This is a genomic window from Cellulophaga sp. F20128 (assembly GCF_023015805.1).
Classification (GTDB): domain Bacteria; phylum Bacteroidota; class Bacteroidia; order Flavobacteriales; family Flavobacteriaceae; genus Cellulophaga.
The window spans coordinates 1-19,581 of sequence record NZ_JALKBA010000020.1 but is presented as its reverse complement, the minus strand read 5'-3'; the positions used below and the strand labels follow the sequence as shown (position 1 = coordinate 19,581).

The window sequence follows — 19,581 nt, the reverse complement described above, 5'->3', positions numbered from 1 at the left end:
TTAGTTTTAACTAAAAATGGTTTTGTACTTGATGCTTACTTTTCTTAAGTTCTCAGAAAGTGTTTTTAACCAAATTAATTGGTTTGTAATTAAATGGGCTTCTTGTAAATTAAGTAAGGTGTCTTGGTCTATTTGTGTAAGCCCAGCTTGTATGTCCTTATCTCTAGCTTCTGACAGGCTTTCGTAAACACTTCGTAATTTGGATTGTGCCTGCAGTAATTCGTCATTCTCTTGAGCGCCAAGCGTATTTGATTGGTTGCTTTCTAATTGAATAGCTGTGTGTTTTAAGGAAGTGCTAATGCCAGAAATAAGAGTGTCAAATTCCTTGGAGGCATAGGTGGTTTTATGATTTATGATGTAACTCCCAATGGATGCAATGGCAGAGAGAATGGTATGGTTTAGGGTTACAATATCATAAATTAAAACGGATTCTTTTTGTTTCGATTTAGGATCTTGGGTAAGCCTTTGAAAAGCAGCGTTTAAATTGCTCATCGCCAAAAATGCCTCCTTCCTAGAAACTTTATATTCTAGTGTATTTTCTTTTTTAGAGTGGTATAAGTTACGGGTAGCAATTAAGTAATTGCTATTTGAAAGTAGTGCATTTAAGAGCACGCTATCTAAGTTTTTGTATTCCCAACTAGGGAATACGATATAATTGGTTAAAAGGGCAATGCTCACTCCAAGCATCGTGTCTATTACCCGATACTGAATAACGGATAATATATCGGGATCCAATAAGGCGTAAACAAAAACGATATTTAAGGTAATAAACGTGGCGCCAGCCTTATAACTTTGTTGTATTAATGAAAAGGCAAAGGTTAGGGATGTTATGGCCAAAACCATATAAACAATAGTGTTTTGTGTTATAAGAATAATAGCAATGGCTATGAGAGCGCCAATTATGGTGCCAATGATTCTGTTTTTAGAGCGTTCTTTGGTTAGACCGTAGTTGGGGCGTAAAATCACAATAATGGTTAAAATAATCCAATAGGCATTTTTTAAATCCAAAAGACTGCCCAGTAGAAATCCAAAGATAATGGCTACAGATAATCGCAAGGCATGCCTAAGTATGGGGGATTTAAAGCTTAAATGCTGCATTAAAATAGTTAAACGATACTCCTGAAAAGTCAAGAACTGATTGTATTCTTTTGTTTTTAAGGTAACCACAGAATTGTCCTTTACTTTAACTAAAACACGTCTTATGGCTTTAATCTCATCCAATAATAATTTTTGGTAATCGTGAAGGTTTCTAAGGGTAATAGCACCTTCTCTAGCCTTTGGTAAGCCTAATTCATCTACATAATTCTGAATTGAGACTGCGGTTGTTTCAAATGTTTTGTTTAAAATTGCGATGTCTGGAAGTTTGTCTTTTTTAAGTAGTATTTCAGATAAGGTAATTAGGTGGTTACCCATTACTTTATTCATCTTTTTAAAAGCCTTTAGATGTTCTTTGTGTAACCCAAACAGGCTATCAATTTTTGAATAATCTAAGGAATTGGCTAAGGCAAGTTCAAAAGTGTCAACCAAGGAAATAAAAATAAGCAGACGTTTTTCGTTAGATAAGGATCTTCCAGAACGCTTTCTGCCTTCAAGGAGTAATTCCCGTAGCGTTTCATGTTTGTCACTGATCTGTGTTTGTAGAATTAGTGCTTTTTTAGAAAGCGTATCGCGTTTATTGGGCTTGGTTAGTAATTTAGCCCTTATTTTTAAGTAGTTTCCTGTTAACTTTAGGGTGTCTGACAATAATTGATCTTCGTCCTTTTTAGGTGATACCCACAAAAAGAATAAGGAAACTCCTAAAAACCATAGTCCCCCAACAGCTAGTAAGCCAACATGAATTGCTATGGACTGTAGCTCTGTTTTTTGTACAGCCAAGGCTAAAACTATCGCCAATAAACCAGAAAAAGATACTAAAGAGGCTCTAAACCCATAGACAGAGAGTAAAGAAATAACAAAACTTAACACAGCAATTACCAGCAATAATAAAACAAAAAATGGTTTGCTAATTAGGATCGTAAGTGTAACAAACATAGTTAAGGCAATGCTTATAAGTATTCCAAGAACTTTGCGTTTTAAACTGCCTGGAACATCACTGGGAGCATTTAAAAAACAACCCAAGACAATGGAGGGGGCGTACGCAATGTAATCTATAGCATATAGAGAGAGTAGTGGTATAACTATCGCTATAGTAAGTACAATACCTCTGTAGAAACTAGACCCTTTTAAGAAGAGCTCCGTAGTTTTTAAATAATTTTTAAATTGTTTTTGCATTGCAGTGCAAAGGTAATTGAAAGGATGTCTTTAGAATTGTGTTTTTGTGTTAATTACAGATTAAATCTAAGGGATAAATGCTGGTAATTAATCCATATGCAAGTGCTTGGGTGGGAATTGTGATGAAGTGGCTGTACATCTAAAATGCTCTTTAGAACTGTCAATATTGCTGGTTGAGCTTAAAAATAAGTGCTACATATTGAACTATAGCCTCGGTTCTTTTACTTTTTTCTATTAAGTACCTTATAGTCTTCGTAGCACCCGCTCATTGCATCTAAAATTTGCAAGTCGTTGGCAGTAAGTATAAAAGATTTAGAGTAATTACAGTTGTTCAAGATGTCTTCGATATCCACTTTTTCCAATTGCAACAATTCGGTTAGGGTTTCCCTGTCAAATTTTGAAGCTAATAAATCTCGGATGCGGTCATCTTCTTTCATTTGACGTAGCTTGCGCATTTGTGCAGGTTTTTTGCCAAATAAATTTCGGAGTAAATCTGCTGGGTTTAATATAGCGCCTAGTACTTTGGTAACAGCACTGGGGTTTTTATTCCCTGCTTCATAGCCACTAGAAAGTCCGGATATGGCATATTGATACGAATCGTTAATAGAAATATTTTTAGCATCAATTTCTAGGAACCCAGTAAGTTGATACGGTTTTACAACCACCTCTTCCAAGGCGTATGCCAATTCTGTCAAGGTAATTTTAGTGTCTTTAAATTTAAGCATGTCATTGGTGACTCTTATTTTTTGAGATTTAAAACCCAAATAAGTTAGGTATAAGGTGTCATTGGCTACTGCCGGAATCGTAAATGTTCCATTGTCATTGGTAATTGTTCCCTTAACCTGATTTAGATTTACAATGTGTACACTAGACATCGCTTCATCCGTTTGTGCATTAATAACAGTTGCCGTAATGGTTTCTTCTTGATTGTTATTTCTCTTTTTTTCTTGAGAATGACTATAAAAACAGAGTAAGCTTAAAAAAAGTAGTACGTATTTATTCATATATAAATCATTTATCCAGGGTTGAGAAACACAAGATATTAAAGTTTTGCCTTTGATTAGAAGAGCTTTCGGGTTAAAGGTAGTAAATAAACAAAAAAAATACGCCGAAGCGTATTTTTTAATATTCTATTAACGTATTGGATTAATACCTTCTCTTGCTTTTTTTAGCTCCGTAACCACCATCACCACGGCTACCTCTACTGTCACTGCTGCGAGAGCGACTTCTGTCTCCTCCTCTGCTATCTGCACTACGAGAGCGGCTTCTATCACCACTCCTAGATGAACTTGATCTGCCTCTATCGCTTCCGCGACGATCTCCGCCACTTCTACCGCGACCTCCACCGCCTCCACCTGGGCTGTTAGAGACTTCAACATTTACAAATCTTCCGTCTACCTTAAACTCTGTAAAAGTTGATAATACTTTTTCAGAATGCTCAACATCGGTATTAAAGAAAGAAAAACTCTCCTTAACATCTACCTTAAATACATCTTCTTGGCCAAGACCAACAGTGTCCTTTAAGAAATCTTTAAGCTTCATCCAATCGTAATCATCGCGCTCGCCAACATTAATAAAGTAACGCACAGAACCACTTGTAGGTATTTCTGCTTTGTCTCTACCGCGACCTTCACTGCGTTCTCCTCGTTCTCCGCGCTCACTGCGTTCTCCGCGATCTGTAGTGTTAAGGTCTTTGGTTTTGTTGTAATAATCGTGAAAACGACTAAATTCAACAGAAACAATCTTTTTAATAAGTTCCTCTCTGTCTATTCCTTCCAATACATCATTAATTGCAGGTAAGTAGTTTTCTACTTGCTCATTAATTTCTGTATTTTTTATTTTATTAGCTAAGTGATACAATTGAATCTCACAAATTTCCATTCCAGTTGGAATTTTCTTTGCTAAGAATTCTGTTTGCAACTTATTTTCAATTGCTTTTATTTTACGCAATTCACTGCGGGTAACAATAACCATAGATACACCCGATTTTCCAGCTCTACCTGTACGACCACTACGGTGTGTATATGTTTCTATTTCATCTGGTAATTGGTAGTTTATTACGTGTGTAATATCATCTACATCTATACCACGAGCAGCAACATCTGTTGCTACCAACATTTGTATTTGTTTTTTACGAAAGGAGTTCATTACCAAATCTCTTTGGTTCTGACTTAAATCGCCATGTAAAGCGCCAGCATTGTATCCGTCTTCAATTAATTTTTCTGCTACCCTTTGGGTATCTCTTTTTGTTCTACAGAAAATTACAGAAAATATATCTGGGTTTGTGTCTGCTAATCTTTTTAATGCAGGGTATCTATCTCTACCACCAACAATATAATATTCATGTTGTACCGTAGTAGCACCAGAATTTTTAGCACCAACCGTAATTTCTTGTGGGTTATGCATAAATTTCTTGGCTATCGTAGAAACTTCTCTTGGCATTGTTGCAGAGAATAACCATGTAAATTTCTCATCCGGTGTGTTTGATAAAATGTCTTTGATGTCTTCCATGAAGCCCATGTTTAACATTTCATCAGCTTCATCTAAAACACAATAGTCTATTTTAGATATATTAACCATACCACGGTTAATCATGTCTTTCATTCTACCAGGAGTAGCTACAATAATTTGAGCTCCTCTTTTTATTTGGTTTGCTTGTTCACTAATACTAGCACCACCATAAATAGCAACTACATTAAGTCCTTTTTCGTATTTTGAATACAACTTAAGTTCGTTGGTAATCTGCAAACAGAGTTCACGTGTTGGCGATAGAATTAATCCTTGTGTAGTTCTACTTTTGCTGTCTATTTTCTGAATTAACGGAAAACCAAAAGCTGCTGTTTTTCCTGTACCTGTTTGGGCCAAAGCCACAAGGTCAGTGTCATTTTCTAAAAGAATTGGGATTGCCTTTTCTTGTACCTCTGAAGGTGATTCAAATCCAAGGTCAGTAATGGCATCTAATAGGGACTGATCTAGCCCTAATGCTTCAAATTTTGTCATAATATGTTATACTTAATCGCAAATATGTATGTTACATAGAGCAATTATCATAATTATGACTCCGAGCAACACATGCTATACCAGCGGCGTTTATTAAAGGTGCAAAGGTACTCTATTTATTTGAATTAGAGCTATAACCATTGTATTACTTACATTTGTAGTAGTCTGTCGTAATCGTAAAAAGCTATGGAAACGCCTTCTATACTAAACGCGAGCCGTAGAATATAAAAGATATTTGTAGCTAAAAATGGTCGTAAATACCAATGCAAATGACTCCTAAAACCAGGTATATTAATAAGAAAAGAACTTTAAAATAGCGTTGCGGATGCTAGTATAGGGTAATCCACTCACTTTTTCTACTGCAGAATAGGTCAATAATTGTATTGAATTTACACCAATACTAGTTTGGCAAGGCTCTAAGTTACATGGCAACTATTTTTCAGCATCCTATTTTAGAATGAAGAGGAGTGCTTGGTTTTTAAATACTGCACCAATTGTTCTACCGCTTTTCCTCTATGTCCTATGCTATTTTTTATGTCCATTGGTAGTTCAGCAAACGTCTGTTGGTACCCCTTGGGCATAAAAATAGGATCATACCCAAAACCTTTGCCACCCCGTTTGTCTATGGTGATTTCACCTTCTACAATACCCTTGAAAATATGCTGTTCCCCGCTTATATTTAAGGCAATGGCGGTTTTAAATTGAGCAGACCTGTCTGTAGATTCCCTTAGATTGCTTAGTAATTTGTCCATATTGTCTTCTGAATCTCTTTGTTCGCCGGCATAGCGGGCGGAGTAAATTCCGGGTGCCCCGTTCAGGGCATTTACAAGCAAGCCCGTATCGTCCGAAAAACAAGCTAAGTCGTATTTTTTAGTTACGTAATCTGCTTTTTGTATGGCATTACCTTCAATGGTGTCTGCAGTTTCAGGAATGTCTTCCAAACAATTAATATCTTCCAAGGATAGTAGGGTAATGCTTTTGGGCAGCAACTTTTGAACCTCCTTAAGCTTATTCTTGTTGTGGGTTGCAAATACAATTTTCATTGTTGGTATTTTTAATTTCTTTTTAATTTGTACCTCTATTAAGAGGTACATCGAATCAAAAATAGTAAATTTATTTCCTTAAAATAGAAACCTATGAAGTTAAAGATTCCACCAATTGTTGTGATGTTTATTTTTGGTTTGGGAATGTACCTATTGGCAAAATTTTCTCCCATTGGGTATTTTGATTTTTACGGCAGATTGCCGCTTGCAAAAACGCTAGTAGGTATTATGGTGTTCGTTTTACTGGTATCAACCTTTCAGTTTTTAAAAGCAAGGACAAGTATAGATCCCATAAAACCAGATAAAGTAACAAGTTTAGTGACCTCTGGTATTTACAAGTACAGTAGAAATCCGATGTATTTGGCCATGTTATTAGTTCTTTTAGCTTGGGGTTTGTATTTGGGTAATGCATTTAATGTATTGCTGGCAGCTGGTTTTGTTTCTTTTATAAATACCACACAGATTAAGCTAGAAGAGGGGGTTTTAGGTAAGAAATTTGGTAAAGATTATACTTTGTACCGTAAAAAAGCCCGTCGATGGTTCTAAATTTATTGTCATATTCTTAATTAAACAGGAGTTAAAAAACAATTTCTTCATTATATGTGATGATATGCTTTTTTCAATTTAATTTTATGTAGAATTAAAGTTTAGAATAGGATTATTTTTTACTTTTACTCCTTAAATTATTTGTAAAAATGGTAGACCAAGGGAGAAAATATGTTTTTGATTTTGATAGTACTTTAACAAGAGTGGAGGCTTTGGATGTTTTAGCCGAAATAACTTTGCAGGGAAAGTCTAACAAGGAAGAAATAATTAAGGAAATACAGGAAATCACCAATTTAGGAATAGATGGTGATATTTCGTTTACAGAATCCTTGGAGCGGCGCATAAAATTATTGAATGCAAATAAAAGTGATTTAACACAATTGGTTGAAGTTTTACGGGATAAAATTTCTAAATCGATTGAGTCAAACAAGGAATTTTTTCAGAAATTTTCTGATGATATCTATGTGATTTCGTGCGGATTTAAAGAGTTTATAGATCCTATAGTAAAAGAATATGATATTCCTTCTAGTAAAGTATACGCCAATACCTTTACCTTTGATGATGAAGGAACAATTATAGGTTTTGACGAGGGTAATGTTTTGGCTTCCCACAATGGAAAGATCGAATGTCTGAAAAATTTAAATTTGGAAGGCGAGGTTCAAGTGATAGGTGATGGATATAGTGATTACGTTATGCGTGAAGCTGGAATTGCGGATAAATTCTTTGCTTATACAGAAAATGTGAGTAGAGCCAAGGCAACCACAAATGCAGATCATGTAACACCAAATATGGATGAATTTTTATTTGTAAACGACTTACCGCGAAAAATATCATACCCTAAAAACAGGATTAAGATTTTACTGTTAGAAAATGTGCATCCTGCAGCGTTTGATAATCTTTCTCAGGATGGGTTTTCAGTAGAATTGGTAAAGCACAGTCTGCCTGAAGAAGAATTAATAGAAAAATTAAAAGGAGTGCATGTTTTAGGAATTCGTTCTAAAACTCAGGTTACCAAAAAAGTATTGGAGGCGGCAGATAAATTATTGGTAGTTGGTGCATTTTGTATCGGTACTACCCAAATAGATTTAGAAGCAGCTAAAAATAGAGGGGTTGTGGTATTTAACGCACCGTACAGTAATACACGGTCGGTGGTAGAGTTAGCCATTGGAGAAATAATAACCTTAATGCGTAATGTTTTTCCTAGAAGTCAGGAAATTCACAAGGGACAATGGAATAAAACCGCCATTAATTCTAGGGAGGTACGAGGTAAAAATTTAGGGATTGTTGGTTATGGTAATATCGGGAAACAGTTGTCTGTTTTGGCCGAAGCCATAGGTATGCGTGTTTATTATTACGATGTTAATGATCAGTTGGCTCTTGGTAATGCTATTAAATGCAATACCCTAGAAGACTTGCTTAATGTTTCTGATGTAGTAACCCTGCATATTGATGATAATAAAGTGAATAAAAACTTTATTGGAGAGCGCGAAATAAAGCAAATGAAAAATGGCGCTATGCTTATAAACCTTTCACGTGGTTTTGTGGTAGATATACCAGCCTTGGTAGCGGCATTAAAAAGCGGTAAAATTGGTGGTGCAGCAGTAGATGTATATCCAGAAGAGCCACGAAGCAACGGTGAATTTTTCTCAGAATTGCAAGGCTTAGAAAATGTGATACTAACACCACATGTTGGTGGTAGTACTGAGGAAGCGCAACGCGATATTGCAGATTTTGTTCCCAATAAAATAATGGACTATATCAATTCTGGAAATACCGTAGATGCCGTAAATTTCCCGAGTATTCGTTTGCCTAGACAAACAAATGCACACCGTTTTTTACACATACACAAAAACGTACCGGGTATTATGGCTAAAATAAACAAGGTATTGGCCGAGTATGAAATGAACATAACCGGACAGTTTCTTTCTACCGATAATTCGGTAGGCTATGTCATTACAGATTTAGATAAAGAATACAATAAAGAAGTCATCAAAGCACTTAAAAAGGTAGAGAATACCATTAAGTTTAGAGTGTTGTACTAGGATAATAAAGTAGATATATATAAAGCGTTATAGATTAGTTTCTATGACGCTTTTTTTTTATCTATGATGATAGGGTTCGTTCCGTAGAATGGTAAACGCTCTATACATTTGCTCTACTACAAACAAGCGAACCATTTGGTGTGAAAATGTGAGTTTAGAAAGACTGATTTTTCCGTCAGAGGCTTTGTATACGCTATCACTAAAACCATAAGGACCACCAATAACAAACACCATTTTTTTAGTACCTGCATTCATTTTTTTCTGCAAATAATCAGAAAAATCTACCGAAGTATACTGTTTGCCATTTTCATCCAATAAAATAAGGATGTCCGTTGGGGTTAATTTTTTAAGAATAAGCTCTCCCTCTTTTTCCTTTTGCTGGGCTTCAGATAAATTCTTTGTATTTTTAATATCCGGAATAACATCCAAATCAAACTTAATATAATGGCCTAGTCTTTTTTCATATTCTGTAATAAGCGATTGTAAGTTTTTATTGTCTGTTTTGCCAATGGCAAGAAGTGTAATTTGCATAGTGTAAATATAGGTTCTAAAGTTCTAAGGTACGGGATTAATTTAAAAACCAAAAAACACCTAAACTTTCAACAAACATTTTAGTAAATTAGCACAAAACAAAATAATTTAATGATTTCAGAAGAACAGTTTCAGAAAGAAATAGACCTCATTATTAGCAATGCCATACGCGAAGATGTAGGCGATGGAGATCATAGCTCTTTGGCTTGTATCCCAGCAACGGCAACAGGAAAGGCTAAGCTTTTGGTAAAGGATGAAGGTATTATTGCTGGAGTATCATTTGCCAAGCAGGTATTTGCTTATGTAGATCGTGATTTAGAAATAGAAACCCTAATTAACGATGGGGAAAGTGTTGCCTATGGTGATGTTGTTTTTTATGTAACAGGGAAATCTCAAAGTATATTAAAAGCGGAACGCTTGGTTTTAAATGCCATGCAACGCATGAGTGCCATCGCTACCAAAACCAATTTTTTTGTAAAGTTATTAGAAGGTACTACTACTAAAATATTGGATACGCGAAAAACCACACCGGGTTTACGTGCTGCAGAAAAGTGGGCTGTTAAAATTGGAGGTGGAGAAAATCATAGGTTTGCTTTGTATGATATGATTATGTTGAAAGACAATCATATTGATTTTGCTGGAGGAATTACGAAGGCAATTGAAAAAACAAAGCACTATTTAAAAAATACAAAGAGGGATTTAAAAATTATTGTAGAAGCCAGAGATTTAGATGAGATAAAAGAAATTCTAAAAACAGAAGGTGTTTATCGCATTCTTATCGATAACTTTAATTATGAGGATACTAGAACAGCTGTAGCATTAATTGGCGATCGTTGTTTAACGGAATCCAGCGGCGGAATTAATGAAGAAACCATTCGTAACTACGCAGATTGTGGAGTTGATTATATTTCGTCGGGGGCATTAACGCATTCTGTTTACAATATGGATTTAAGTCTTAAAGCAGTTTAATGTCGGCAGAAGTAGAAGATAAATTAGCGAAAATACCGGTAATAAATTGGGTGGTTCTCATATTGAAAAAGATAAAACTACCAGCTTTTGAAGGGTTGTCTTTGTATGATTTGCTAGAGATGTATGTGTATGGTATCATAAAAGGCACCCTGTCTACACGTGCTAGTGCCATTGCTTTTAGCTTGTTTATGGCCTTGTTTCCTTTGCTAATTTTCTTGGTTACTTTAATACCGTTTTTAATACCCTTTGTAGATTCTGGAAATCCGGATACAAACTTAAGTACAGAGTTTATTGCCTATTTAGAATATGTATTGCCAAATGCTATAAACGATTATTTCTTTGATGAAATATATGGGGAAATAATGAGTCAGAAACGCAGTGGTTGGCTGTCTTCATCCTTTTTAATATCCATATTTTTAATTGCAAATGGGGTTAATGCTATTTTTAGCGGATTTGAAAACTCCTTCCACGTAAGCCTTAGCAGAAGTTTCTTTAGACAATATTTATACGCGGTAATGGTAGGTATTTTGCTTTCTATTTTAATTATTGTAAGTACAATTGTATTTATGTATTTTGAGATTTATGTGATAGAAAACATATCAGATACCACCCAAGCTTATTTTGGAACTGAACTGGAGACAACAGATTTATGGACTACGCAAATAGCAAAGATTATCTACTTTACATTTTTGTCCTATTTGGCCATTTCCATTCTCTATTACTTTGGTACGGCAGAAGGCCGAAAGGCAAAATTCTTTTCAGCAGGATCCTTAATGACTACCATTTTATTTTTGTTAACCTCTTATTTGTTTGGAGTGTATGTTGATAAATTTGCAAGATATAATGAATTGTACGGCGCTTTAAGTGGATTATTAATTTTGATGGTTTACATTTGGTTGAATGCAAATATTTTATTGTTAGGGTTTGAGTTAAACGCTACCTTAAATTCTCTAAAGAAAAAAATGATAAAGAATGATGAAGTTTAAGAGTTTTATAAGTTTAGGTGTTATTTTGTGTATAGCCCAAGTTAGCCTGTCTCAGTCTGTTTTTGGAAAATGGAAAACTATAGATGATAGAAATGGAGTAGAAAAGGCAATCATTGAAGTCTATGAAAAAGAAGGCTTGCTATTTGGTAGAGTCTTGGAAATCTTAGAAGAAGGGAAAGAGGATGCGGTTTGTGAAAAATGTGATGATCATCGCAAAGACAAACCCGTGGAAGGAATGGAAATTATTACTGCCGCGGTTAAAACTGATGCTAACGAATACAAGGGAAAACATCTTTTTGATCCTGAGCAAGCGATGACCTTTCGATGTAAAATATGGTTAGATCCAGAAGATGAAGACCAATTAAAAGTGCGTGGTTATTTGGCTTTTATCTATAGAACCCAAACTTGGGTACGTGTGAAGGAATAAAATAATTTCATGGGCTATTTTATAAATGTAATCCTTCCAATTCCGCTAGAAAAGCTATTCACGTATAGTGTTTCCAAGGCAGAAGCATCCTATTTAAAAATAGGAATGCGCGTTGCTGTTCCCTTTGGAAAATCAAAAATATATACCGCCTTAGTTGCAGAAATACACACTACGGCACCTGCCGTATATGAGGCAAAAGAAATTCATCAAATTTTAGATGATGATCCTATCGTTACCGAAGTACAGTTGAGGCATTGGTCGTGGATTGCTTCGTATTATATGTGTTCTCTTGGTGAGGTTTTTAGAAGCGCCGTGCCAAATGCTTTTTTGTTGGAGAGCGAAACGCTGATCTTAAAAAATAAAGAAACTGTAGTAGACGAAAAGGAACTATCAGATGAAGAGTTTTTAGTATTTGAAGCTTTAGAGCGTCAATCTATGTTAAAGGTTCAAGAAATAGCGGCCATTGTCGATAAAAAAAATGTGCTGCCTATTCTAAAGCGATTGCTAGAAAAAAATATCATTCAAACCAAAGAAGAGGTATACCAACAGTACAAACCAAAATTAGTAAGGTATGTTACCTTAGGTGAAAAATACCAATCAGAAGAGGCTCTAGGTGGTTTGCTTGATTCGCTTTCAAGAGCGCCAAAGCAAAGTAAGGTTATTTTATCCTTGTTTCAATTGCAAGGCAATACGCAGAAAAAAATTACCGTAAAAGAACTCGAGGTAAAAAGTGAATCTTCAGCCGCTATCATCAAAACACTTATCGATAAAGAGATCTTAGAAGAAGTCCTGGTTCGTACGGATAGGGTCGTTTTTGACCCAGCGAAGAAGCCAAAAAATCGCAAAGAACTAAATGAACACCAACAGCAGGCTCTGGAGGATATAGAAACTAGTTTTTCGGAAAACAAAGTTACTTTATTGCACGGTGTAACTTCTTCCGGAAAAACAGAAGTCTATGTAAAATTAATTGCAGATTGTATCAAAGAAGGGAAGCAAGCGCTTTACCTTTTGCCAGAGATAGCACTAACAACACAACTCATTGCGAGGTTGCAAGAATATTTTGGCGAACAGGTGGCCGTTTTCCATTCCAAATATTCCATTCACGAACGAGTGGAAGTATGGAATAATGTTTTGGCAAATAAGGCAAAGGCACAGATTGTCATAGGGGCTAGATCTGCCTTGTTTTTACCCTTTAGCAAGCTTGGGTTAATTATAGTAGATGAAGAGCATGAGGCTTCTTTTAAGCAATATGACCCAGCACCAAGATACCATGCTCGCGATAGTGCTATTGTTTTAGCTCATTTAAGTAAATGTAATATACTATTGGGTTCTGCAACGCCGAGTGTAGAGAGTTTTTATAATGTGACCCAAGGAAAGTATGGGTATGCACAAATACAAAGGCGGTTTGGAAATGTTCAAATGCCAGAAGTAACATTGGTAGATATTAAAGAGCTTACCCGGAAAAAGAGAATGAAAGGTCATTTTTCTGAACATTTACTACATGGTATTACAACAGCGGTAGAAGAAGGGGAGCAGGTTATATTATTCCAAAATAGGCGTGGGTACGCACCCATTGTTGAATGTACTACTTGTGGGCATTCGCCACAATGCCCTAATTGTGATGTAAGTCTAACTTTTCATCAGTATAAAAAGCAAATGCGTTGCCATTATTGCAGTTACCATATGGCACTACAGCAAAGTTGCTTGGCTTGTGGTATGGCGACCTTAAATTCTAAAGGATTTGGGACAGAGCAAGTCGAGGAGGAGCTTCAAAAATTAATGCCAAATCTTCGGATTGGCAGAATGGATTTGGATACAACTCGTGGCAAATATGCCTATGAAAAAATAATTACCTCCTTTGAAAAACATGAGTTAGATGTTTTGGTGGGAACTCAAATGCTTACCAAGGGTTTAGATTTTGCGAATGTAAGTCTCGTGGGGATAATGAATGCAGATAACCTTTTAAATTTTCCAGATTTTAGAGCACATGAGCGCAGTTATCAACTGCTCGCCCAGGTTTCAGGGCGGGCGGGTAGAGCCAAAAAAAGGGGTAAGGTTTTAATTCAAACCTATAATCCCTACCATCAAATACTACAACAAGTTGCTGCAAACGATTATGAAGGGATGTATACAGACCAGATTAATGAACGCAGGCAATTTAAATATCCACCTTTGCATCGAATTCTAAAAATAACCTTTAAACATAAGGATTATACAAAGGTGGAAGATGCTTCAGAGTGGTTTGCAAAATCATTACGTGTTGTATTTAATTCTACGGTTTTGGGACCAGAATTTCCGGCCGTTTCTAGAATTAGAAATCAGTATATTAAACATGTAATCTTGAAGATGGAAAAAGAGCAGCATTTAGGAAAAACTAAAAATCACATCAAACGAATAGAAAAATCTTTTGATGCTATAGCACAATACAAAGGGGTACGAGTAATTTATAATGTAGATTATATTTAGGGCTAGTAGCAAATACAGTCAGAAACTAACAAGAAAGACAAAGTGATTGAAGCGGAGAAACAAATAGCAGCAAAGGCGGCCTTGCAGTATATCAAATCGAATATGGTGGTTGGCTTGGGGACGGGTAGTACAGCCAATTATTTTATTAGGTATTTGGGAGAAGCAGTAAAAAATGAAGCACTGCATACTGTAAAATGTGTAGCTACCTCCAAGGCCTCTAATGCCTTGGCCAGAGAGGTTGGTTTAGAAGTAATCCCTTTAAATACGATCTCTAAAATTGATGTTACTGTAGATGGGGCCGATGAGTTTGATTCTGATTTAAATTTGATCAAAGGTGGAGGAGGAGCCTTGGTTCAGGAAAAAATAATTGCTTCCCTTTCTTCTCAGTTTATTGTTATTACTGATGCCAAAAAGAAGGTGCCTACACTGGGTGCTTTTAAACTTCCAGTTGAGGTTTTTGAGTTTGCAAGTATGCCTATTTTAAACAAGCTAGCGGCATTGGGGTTACATCCCATACTTAGAAAAGATGCTTTGGGTACTGTGTTTATCAGTGATAATGGGAATACTATTATAGATTTAGATCTTCAGAAAATAGAGCAGCCACAACGGTTACAGGAACTGCTTCAGAGTATTCCAGGTATCTTAGATCATGGGTTGTTTCTTGGTTTTGCTTCGGTAGTACTTATGGGGGTGCAAGGAAAGGTGATTGAATTTACAACGTAAAATCTGGTTGGTTTAGGAGTTTTTTCAGAGTTTAGTACAAATAAAAAAGCCAGCGAAAGCTGGCTTTTTTATTTCAAAATATAGGTTTTCATTAGACATTGCTTAACGCTTCTGCTAACTCCGTTTTTTTATTTCTACTTAAAGGTATTTGTCTCCCATCTACTTCAACATTTTTACTATTAAACTTTTCAACCTTTTCTAAGTTCACAATATAAGATTTGTGAATTCTAAGAAATTTTTCTTCTGGTAATTGCTTTTCAAAGGATTTCATTGTAGAAAGAATTACAATGTTTGCCTCATCCGTTACTAATTTAATATAGTCACCAAGAGCTTCTATCCATTTAATATCGTTAAGAATAACTTTGCGTTTTTTAAGATTACTCTTAACAAAGATATGTTCTTCATCCTCTAAGACTCTGTGTAATTGCTCGTACTTGGCAACAGCTCTTTTTACAGAGGCATCAAACCTACTCATTGTAATAGGTTTGTGTAGGTAATCTGTTACATCGTAATCAAAAGCTCTTAAAGCGTAGTCTGGTTTACCGGTAATTAATATTACTTGCGGAGGATTATCAAGAGACTCCAATAAATCGAATCCACTAATAATAGGCATTTCTACATCAAGAAAAATAAGGTCAATCTCATTGTTCTTTAATCCGTTTTTGGCTTCTATAGCATTGCTATATTCGGCCACCATGGTTAAGTTGGGATGATTGTTGACTAACTTAGCAACTGCCATACGTTGCATAGTGGAATCATCTACAATTATACATTTAAGTTTCATAAATAAGTTGATTTGTGGGGTTAAATCTCAGCCAAAGTACTAAAAATGTCAGATGTAATGCAAGAAAAGATGTGAACATGCACTATTCTGTTGTGTAATTGGTATTATGTGAGATGTAGGTTTCATTTGGGGTCTAGTTATGTTAATAACATTTAAAGTATAACGAAGAATATTAAGTTTTCTTGTGAGGAATCAAAAAAATAATTACTTTTGCACACTCTAAAAATATATATAATATGAATCATTACGAAACTGTTTTCATTTTGAATCCCGTTCTATCTGATACTCAGATAGAGGAAACAGTTAAGAAATTTGAAGATTTCTTAATTAAGAAAGGTTCCAAAATGGTTTCCAAGGAAAATTGGGGACTTAAAAAATTGGCTTATCCTATTCAACACAAAAAAAGTGGTTTTTACCATTTGTTTGAGTTTGCTGCACCAGGTGAAGCGATCAATGGCTATGAGCTAGAATTCAGAAGAGATGAACGTGTAATGCGTTTCTTAACTGTAAAGTTGGACAAGCACGCTATTTCTTGGGCAGAAAGAAGAAGAACAAAATTAAAAACTAAAGCTTAAGGATTATGTCAGCTATTGAACAACAAGCAAAAGGTAAAAAAGATGGAGAAATCAGGTATTTAACTCCATTAAACATTGAAACTAACAAACAAAAGAAATACTGTAGATTTAAAAAATCTGGTATTAAGTATGTAGATTATAAAGATCCAGATTTCTTAATAAAGTTAGTAAACGAGCAAGGTAAATTACTTCCTAGAAGACTTACCGGAACTTCATTGAAGTATCAAAGAAAAGTGGCTGTAGCTGTAAAAAGAGCACGTCATTTAGCATTAATGCCATATGTTGGCGATTTATTAAAATAAAATAAGCTAAACTATGGAACTGATATTAAAACAAGACGTACAGAATTTAGGTTTTAAAGACGATTTAGTTGAGGTGAAAAATGGCTTCGGCAGAAATTACCTTATACCTAAAGGATTGGCTGCTCATGCTACACCATCTGCAAAGAAGGTATTAGCTGAGAACCTAAAGCAAAGAGCTCATAAAGAGAAGAAAATTGTTGATGAGGCTACTAAAGTTGCTGATGCATTAAAACAAGTAGAAATTAAAATACCAGCTAAGGTTGGTGTTGGTTCTAAATTGTTTGGATCTATTGGTACTATGGACTTGGCAGCTGCTTTGGAAAAAGCGGGTCAAACAATAGATAAAAAATACATTACTATACAAGGTGGTGCTGTAAAAAGAGTTGGGCCTTACAATGCTCAAATTAGATTACATAGAGAGGTTATCGTAGAATTTCCTTTTGAAGTAGTAGCAGAAGCAAAATAGTAAAAAACATAATTGTTATTTAAAGAGCTATGCCTGCATAGCTCTTTTTTTTTGTTTTGTAATGAAATACCTGGGGCAAATGCAGCGGATGTACATTAGAAAACGATTTTTAATTTAGAGAGAGAAGACACAAGTAATTACCCATACATGTGGGATAAAAAGGAATAGCTGTGAAATACACAAGACTTACAAAACAACAGTTAGAAGAATTACAACCAGAATTTGTTAATTTTTTAGCATCACAAACCATCACTGCAACAGAATGGGATTCTCTAAAAAAAGAGAAACCAGAAGTAGCTGAGGAAGAGTTAGATGTTTTTAGTGATTTAATTTGGGAAGGGGTGCTTTCTAAAGTAGAATTCTTAGAAAATATATCGGCACAACAAATGCACTTGTTTCATTTGCTAGAAAAAGAAATGAGACTCATTTCTGTAAAAGTGATGAATCCAGAAGTGGATTTAACTACTGAAATAGGTTTTGCTTGGTTTAAGAAAAACTGGCAATCCGATTTTGTAGAATACCTTACGGCATCTAAAGTCTATACGGAGGATAAAAATATAGACAAATTCAACCTTATAAAACAAGGGGCAGCAATTACTAGAGGCGATTTGTTTAAATGGTTTGATAATATCATTGGATAAACCGATATTTGTTCGATTCAAAAAATTAAATAGATAATTGTCTTTAAAGACAATACCAATGCTGTATCGCATTCTGAATACTATAATTTATGGCACAAAAACCATCCATTCCAAAAGGGACAAGAGATTTTTCTCCATCTGAAGTTGCAAAACGAAATTACATTTTTGATGTTGTAAAAAAACATTTTCAAACCTTTGGGTTTCAACCTATAGAAACACCCTCTTTTGAAAACTCCGAAACCTTAATGGGTAAGTACGGGGAAGAAGGAGACCGACTGATCTTTAAGATTTTAAATTCTGGAGATTATTTGGCTAAGGTAAGGGATGAAACATATACTGCTAAGAATTCGACTTCCTTGACATCCAAAATATCAGAAAAGGCATTGCGGTATGATCTTACGGTACCCTTTGCACGTTATGTAGTAATGCATCAAAATGAAATTGATTTTCCATTTAAAAGATATCAAATACAACCCGTTTGGAGAGCAGATAGGCCACAAAAAGGTCGTTTTCGTGAATTTTTTCAATGCGATGCTGATGTAGTTGGTTCAGATTCCTTATTGCAAGAAATAGAATTGGTGCAACTGTATGATGCTGTTTTTACAGATTTAAAGCTTACGGCTACTACTATAAAACTAAACAACAGAAAAATATTAGCAGGAATTGCCGAAGTAATTGGCGCCAAAGAACGGCTTATAGATTTTACAGTCGCTTTAGATAAATTAGACAAGATAGGTGTGGCTGGTATTACTAAGGAAATGCTAGATAAAGGCATTTCGGAAGCAGCCATAGAAAAAGCGAAACCTTTATTCTCCTTATCAGGGACCAATACAGAACAATTACAGGTTTTAGGGGAATTGTTAAAAGATTCAGAAGAAGGAACCAAGGGGGTAGCCGAGCTTACTTTTATAATTACTGCGGTTGAAAAATTAGGGTTGCAATCTGCCAATTTAACTATAGATGTTACCTTGGCACGTGGACTTAACTATTATACCGGGGCTATTTTTGAAGTGGGTGCTCCAAGTGGAGTGCAAATGGGTTCTATTGGCGGCGGCGGTCGTTATGACGATTTAACCGGAATATTTGGGTTAAAAGATGTAAGTGGCGTTGGTATTTCTTTTGGATTAGATCGGATTTACCTGGTGTTGGAAGAGTTGCAGCTTTTTCCGGAGGCTATAGATCAGGCTTTGGTAGTACTTTGTGTAAATTTTGGAGAAAAAGAAGCTTTTACTGCCTTGCAATTGGTAACCAATTTACGTAAAAATGGTGTCAAGGCAGATGTGTACCCCTCATCGGCAAAAATGCAAAAGCAAATGAAGTATGCCAATAAGCGCAATGTTCCTTATGTAATACTTATAGGGGAGCAAGAAGTGTCTGATGGCACCTTTGTGGTGAAAAATATGCAAAAAGGAGATCAGCAAACGTATAAATTAGCCAATGTTTCCGATTTTTTGGACGCACTCTAGCGATCTATTCTGTATTAAAATTATAGTAGCCATCATGCAATTCAATTGTCTGGTGGCTTTTTTTTGATAAAATTCCCTCCTCTTGTGCTGAGCGTAGCCGAAGTAAAGGAGGGATTAAGGGAGGTGTTCTTTTTACCCGACTGGTTCTCGATACATTTTCTTGTAGAAAAAACAAGAAAACACTCGAACTGACATCTGTATCGTGGTTCGTCAATTAAAGAATTGAAATCCAATTTCATTTTCCGAATTAGTACTAGTTATTTTGTAATATAAGTTTGTTGTTTAGTTTTCCCTCCTAACAAGGAGGGACTAAGGGAGGTGTTCTTTAGAGTAACACTTATAA

At 35.4% G+C, this 19,581-nt stretch carries 18 protein-coding genes; 12 read left to right on the top strand and 6 right to left on the bottom strand.

The genetic code is table 11. From position 1 onward, the window contains the following. Nucleotides 1-6: 6 nt before the first annotated feature. From MWU65_RS14960 to MWU65_RS14945, 4 genes are all read right to left on the bottom strand, one after another. The gene (locus tag MWU65_RS14960; RefSeq protein WP_247079243.1) at nt 7-2,271 is read right to left on the bottom strand and encodes an FUSC family membrane protein; all 2,265 of its coding nucleotides are present in this window, start codon (nt 2,269-2,271) and stop codon (nt 7-9) included. Between the two features lie 221 nt (nt 2,272-2,492). After that, entirely contained in the window at nt 2,493-3,275 is a 783-nt protein-coding gene (locus tag MWU65_RS14955; protein ID WP_247079242.1) for a carboxypeptidase-like regulatory domain-containing protein, read from the bottom strand. A gap of 142 nt (nt 3,276-3,417) precedes the next feature. After that, complete coding sequence (locus MWU65_RS14950; RefSeq protein WP_247079241.1) at nt 3,418-5,271, bottom strand: DEAD/DEAH box helicase; 1,854 nt, start codon at nt 5,269-5,271, stop codon at nt 3,418-3,420. A 452-nt stretch (nt 5,272-5,723) separates the two neighbouring features. Continuing rightward, complete coding sequence (locus MWU65_RS14945; protein ID WP_247079239.1) at nt 5,724-6,314, bottom strand: non-canonical purine NTP diphosphatase; 591 nt, start codon at nt 6,312-6,314, stop codon at nt 5,724-5,726. 93 nt (nt 6,315-6,407) lie between these two features. On the opposite strand from MWU65_RS14945, the gene MWU65_RS14940 reads away from it, so the two are divergent. Beyond that, complete coding sequence (locus MWU65_RS14940) at nt 6,408-6,860, top strand: isoprenylcysteine carboxylmethyltransferase family protein (RefSeq protein ID WP_247079237.1); 453 nt, start codon at nt 6,408-6,410, stop codon at nt 6,858-6,860. 149 nt (nt 6,861-7,009) lie between these two features. Further along, nucleotides 7,010-8,902 carry a phosphoglycerate dehydrogenase gene (serA, locus tag MWU65_RS14935; RefSeq protein WP_247079235.1) on the top strand — a complete coding sequence of 631 codons (1,893 nt, stop codon included), beginning with the start codon at nt 7,010-7,012 and terminating at the stop codon, nt 8,900-8,902. Between the two features lie 57 nt (nt 8,903-8,959). On the opposite strand, the gene rlmH is transcribed toward serA, so the two are convergent. After that, on the bottom strand, nt 8,960-9,433 hold the full coding sequence (gene rlmH / locus MWU65_RS14930; RefSeq protein WP_247079233.1) for a 23S rRNA (pseudouridine(1915)-N(3))-methyltransferase RlmH: 474 nt from the start codon (nt 9,431-9,433) through the stop codon (nt 8,960-8,962). A 111-nt stretch (nt 9,434-9,544) separates the two neighbouring features. Between rlmH and nadC the strand changes: the two genes are divergently transcribed. From nadC to rpiA, 5 genes are read left to right on the top strand one after another with little or no spacing between them, the layout of a single operon-like run. Next, nucleotides 9,545-10,402 (top strand): carboxylating nicotinate-nucleotide diphosphorylase, encoded by an 858-nt coding sequence (gene nadC, locus MWU65_RS14925; RefSeq protein WP_247079231.1) that lies wholly within the window; start codon nt 9,545-9,547, stop codon nt 10,400-10,402. Further along, nucleotides 10,402-11,388, top strand: a complete 987-nt coding sequence (locus MWU65_RS14920) for a YihY/virulence factor BrkB family protein (RefSeq protein WP_247079229.1) — start codon at nt 10,402-10,404, stop codon at nt 11,386-11,388. Before nadC ends, MWU65_RS14920 begins: the two co-directional genes overlap by 1 nt. Continuing rightward, a complete protein-coding gene (locus MWU65_RS14915) occupies nt 11,375-11,815 on the top strand; it encodes a DUF2147 domain-containing protein (RefSeq protein ID WP_247079227.1) in 441 nt (146 codons plus the stop codon). The genes MWU65_RS14920 and MWU65_RS14915 overlap by 14 nt, the downstream gene beginning before the upstream one ends. A gap of 9 nt (nt 11,816-11,824) precedes the next feature. Beyond that, nucleotides 11,825-14,281 carry a primosomal protein N' gene (priA, locus tag MWU65_RS14910; protein WP_247079225.1) on the top strand — a complete coding sequence of 819 codons (2,457 nt, stop codon included), beginning with the start codon at nt 11,825-11,827 and terminating at the stop codon, nt 14,279-14,281. A gap of 42 nt (nt 14,282-14,323) precedes the next feature. Next, entirely contained in the window at nt 14,324-15,004 is a 681-nt protein-coding gene (rpiA, locus tag MWU65_RS14905; protein WP_247079223.1) for a ribose-5-phosphate isomerase RpiA, read from the top strand. A 91-nt stretch (nt 15,005-15,095) separates the two neighbouring features. On the opposite strand, the gene MWU65_RS14900 is transcribed toward rpiA, so the two are convergent. Then, nucleotides 15,096-15,788 carry a LytTR family DNA-binding domain-containing protein gene (locus MWU65_RS14900; protein WP_247079220.1) on the bottom strand — a complete coding sequence of 231 codons (693 nt, stop codon included), beginning with the start codon at nt 15,786-15,788 and terminating at the stop codon, nt 15,096-15,098. Between the two features lie 236 nt (nt 15,789-16,024). On the opposite strand from MWU65_RS14900, the gene rpsF reads away from it, so the two are divergent. The 5 genes from rpsF to hisS all read left to right on the top strand — a co-directional run bounded on the left by rpsF (nt 16,025) and on the right by hisS (nt 19,238). Further along, nucleotides 16,025-16,363, top strand: a complete 339-nt coding sequence (gene rpsF, locus MWU65_RS14895; RefSeq protein ID WP_247079218.1) for a 30S ribosomal protein S6 — start codon at nt 16,025-16,027, stop codon at nt 16,361-16,363. Between the two features lie 2 nt (nt 16,364-16,365). Further along, a complete protein-coding gene (gene rpsR / locus MWU65_RS14890; protein WP_170854752.1) occupies nt 16,366-16,665 on the top strand; it encodes a 30S ribosomal protein S18 in 300 nt (99 codons plus the stop codon). A 13-nt stretch (nt 16,666-16,678) separates the two neighbouring features. Further along, nucleotides 16,679-17,131, top strand: a complete 453-nt coding sequence (gene rplI / locus MWU65_RS14885; protein ID WP_247079216.1) for a 50S ribosomal protein L9 — start codon at nt 16,679-16,681, stop codon at nt 17,129-17,131. 170 nt (nt 17,132-17,301) lie between these two features. Continuing rightward, entirely contained in the window at nt 17,302-17,772 is a 471-nt protein-coding gene (locus tag MWU65_RS14880; protein ID WP_247079214.1) for a DUF6495 family protein, read from the top strand. A gap of 89 nt (nt 17,773-17,861) precedes the next feature. Then, a complete protein-coding gene (gene hisS, locus MWU65_RS14875; RefSeq protein WP_247079212.1) occupies nt 17,862-19,238 on the top strand; it encodes a histidine--tRNA ligase in 1,377 nt (458 codons plus the stop codon). The last annotated feature ends 343 nt before the right edge of the window (nt 19,239-19,581 follow it).

What these genes read in the sequence shown, in the direction of transcription:
- MWU65_RS14960 (WP_247079243.1), bottom strand. Translation starts at nt 2,271, where the DNA reads ATGCAAAAACAATTTAAAAATTATTTAAAAACTACGGAGCTCTTCTTA.
- MWU65_RS14955 (WP_247079242.1), bottom strand. Translation starts at nt 3,275, where the DNA reads ATGAATAAATACGTACTACTTTTTTTAAGCTTACTCTGTTTTTATAGT.
- MWU65_RS14950 (WP_247079241.1), bottom strand. Translation starts at nt 5,271, where the DNA reads ATGACAAAATTTGAAGCATTAGGGCTAGATCAGTCCCTATTAGATGCC.
- MWU65_RS14945 (WP_247079239.1), bottom strand. Translation starts at nt 6,314, where the DNA reads ATGAAAATTGTATTTGCAACCCACAACAAGAATAAGCTTAAGGAGGTT.
- MWU65_RS14940 (WP_247079237.1), top strand. Translation starts at nt 6,408, where the DNA reads ATGAAGTTAAAGATTCCACCAATTGTTGTGATGTTTATTTTTGGTTTG.
- serA (WP_247079235.1), top strand. Translation starts at nt 7,010, where the DNA reads ATGGTAGACCAAGGGAGAAAATATGTTTTTGATTTTGATAGTACTTTA.
- rlmH (WP_247079233.1), bottom strand. Translation starts at nt 9,433, where the DNA reads ATGCAAATTACACTTCTTGCCATTGGCAAAACAGACAATAAAAACTTA.
- nadC (WP_247079231.1), top strand. Translation starts at nt 9,545, where the DNA reads ATGATTTCAGAAGAACAGTTTCAGAAAGAAATAGACCTCATTATTAGC.
- MWU65_RS14920 (WP_247079229.1), top strand. Translation starts at nt 10,402, where the DNA reads ATGTCGGCAGAAGTAGAAGATAAATTAGCGAAAATACCGGTAATAAAT.
- MWU65_RS14915 (WP_247079227.1), top strand. Translation starts at nt 11,375, where the DNA reads ATGATGAAGTTTAAGAGTTTTATAAGTTTAGGTGTTATTTTGTGTATA.
- priA (WP_247079225.1), top strand. Translation starts at nt 11,825, where the DNA reads ATGGGCTATTTTATAAATGTAATCCTTCCAATTCCGCTAGAAAAGCTA.
- MWU65_RS14900 (WP_247079220.1), bottom strand. Translation starts at nt 15,788, where the DNA reads ATGAAACTTAAATGTATAATTGTAGATGATTCCACTATGCAACGTATG.
- rpsF (WP_247079218.1), top strand. Translation starts at nt 16,025, where the DNA reads ATGAATCATTACGAAACTGTTTTCATTTTGAATCCCGTTCTATCTGAT.
- rplI (WP_247079216.1), top strand. Translation starts at nt 16,679, where the DNA reads ATGGAACTGATATTAAAACAAGACGTACAGAATTTAGGTTTTAAAGAC.
- hisS (WP_247079212.1), top strand. Translation starts at nt 17,862, where the DNA reads ATGGCACAAAAACCATCCATTCCAAAAGGGACAAGAGATTTTTCTCCA.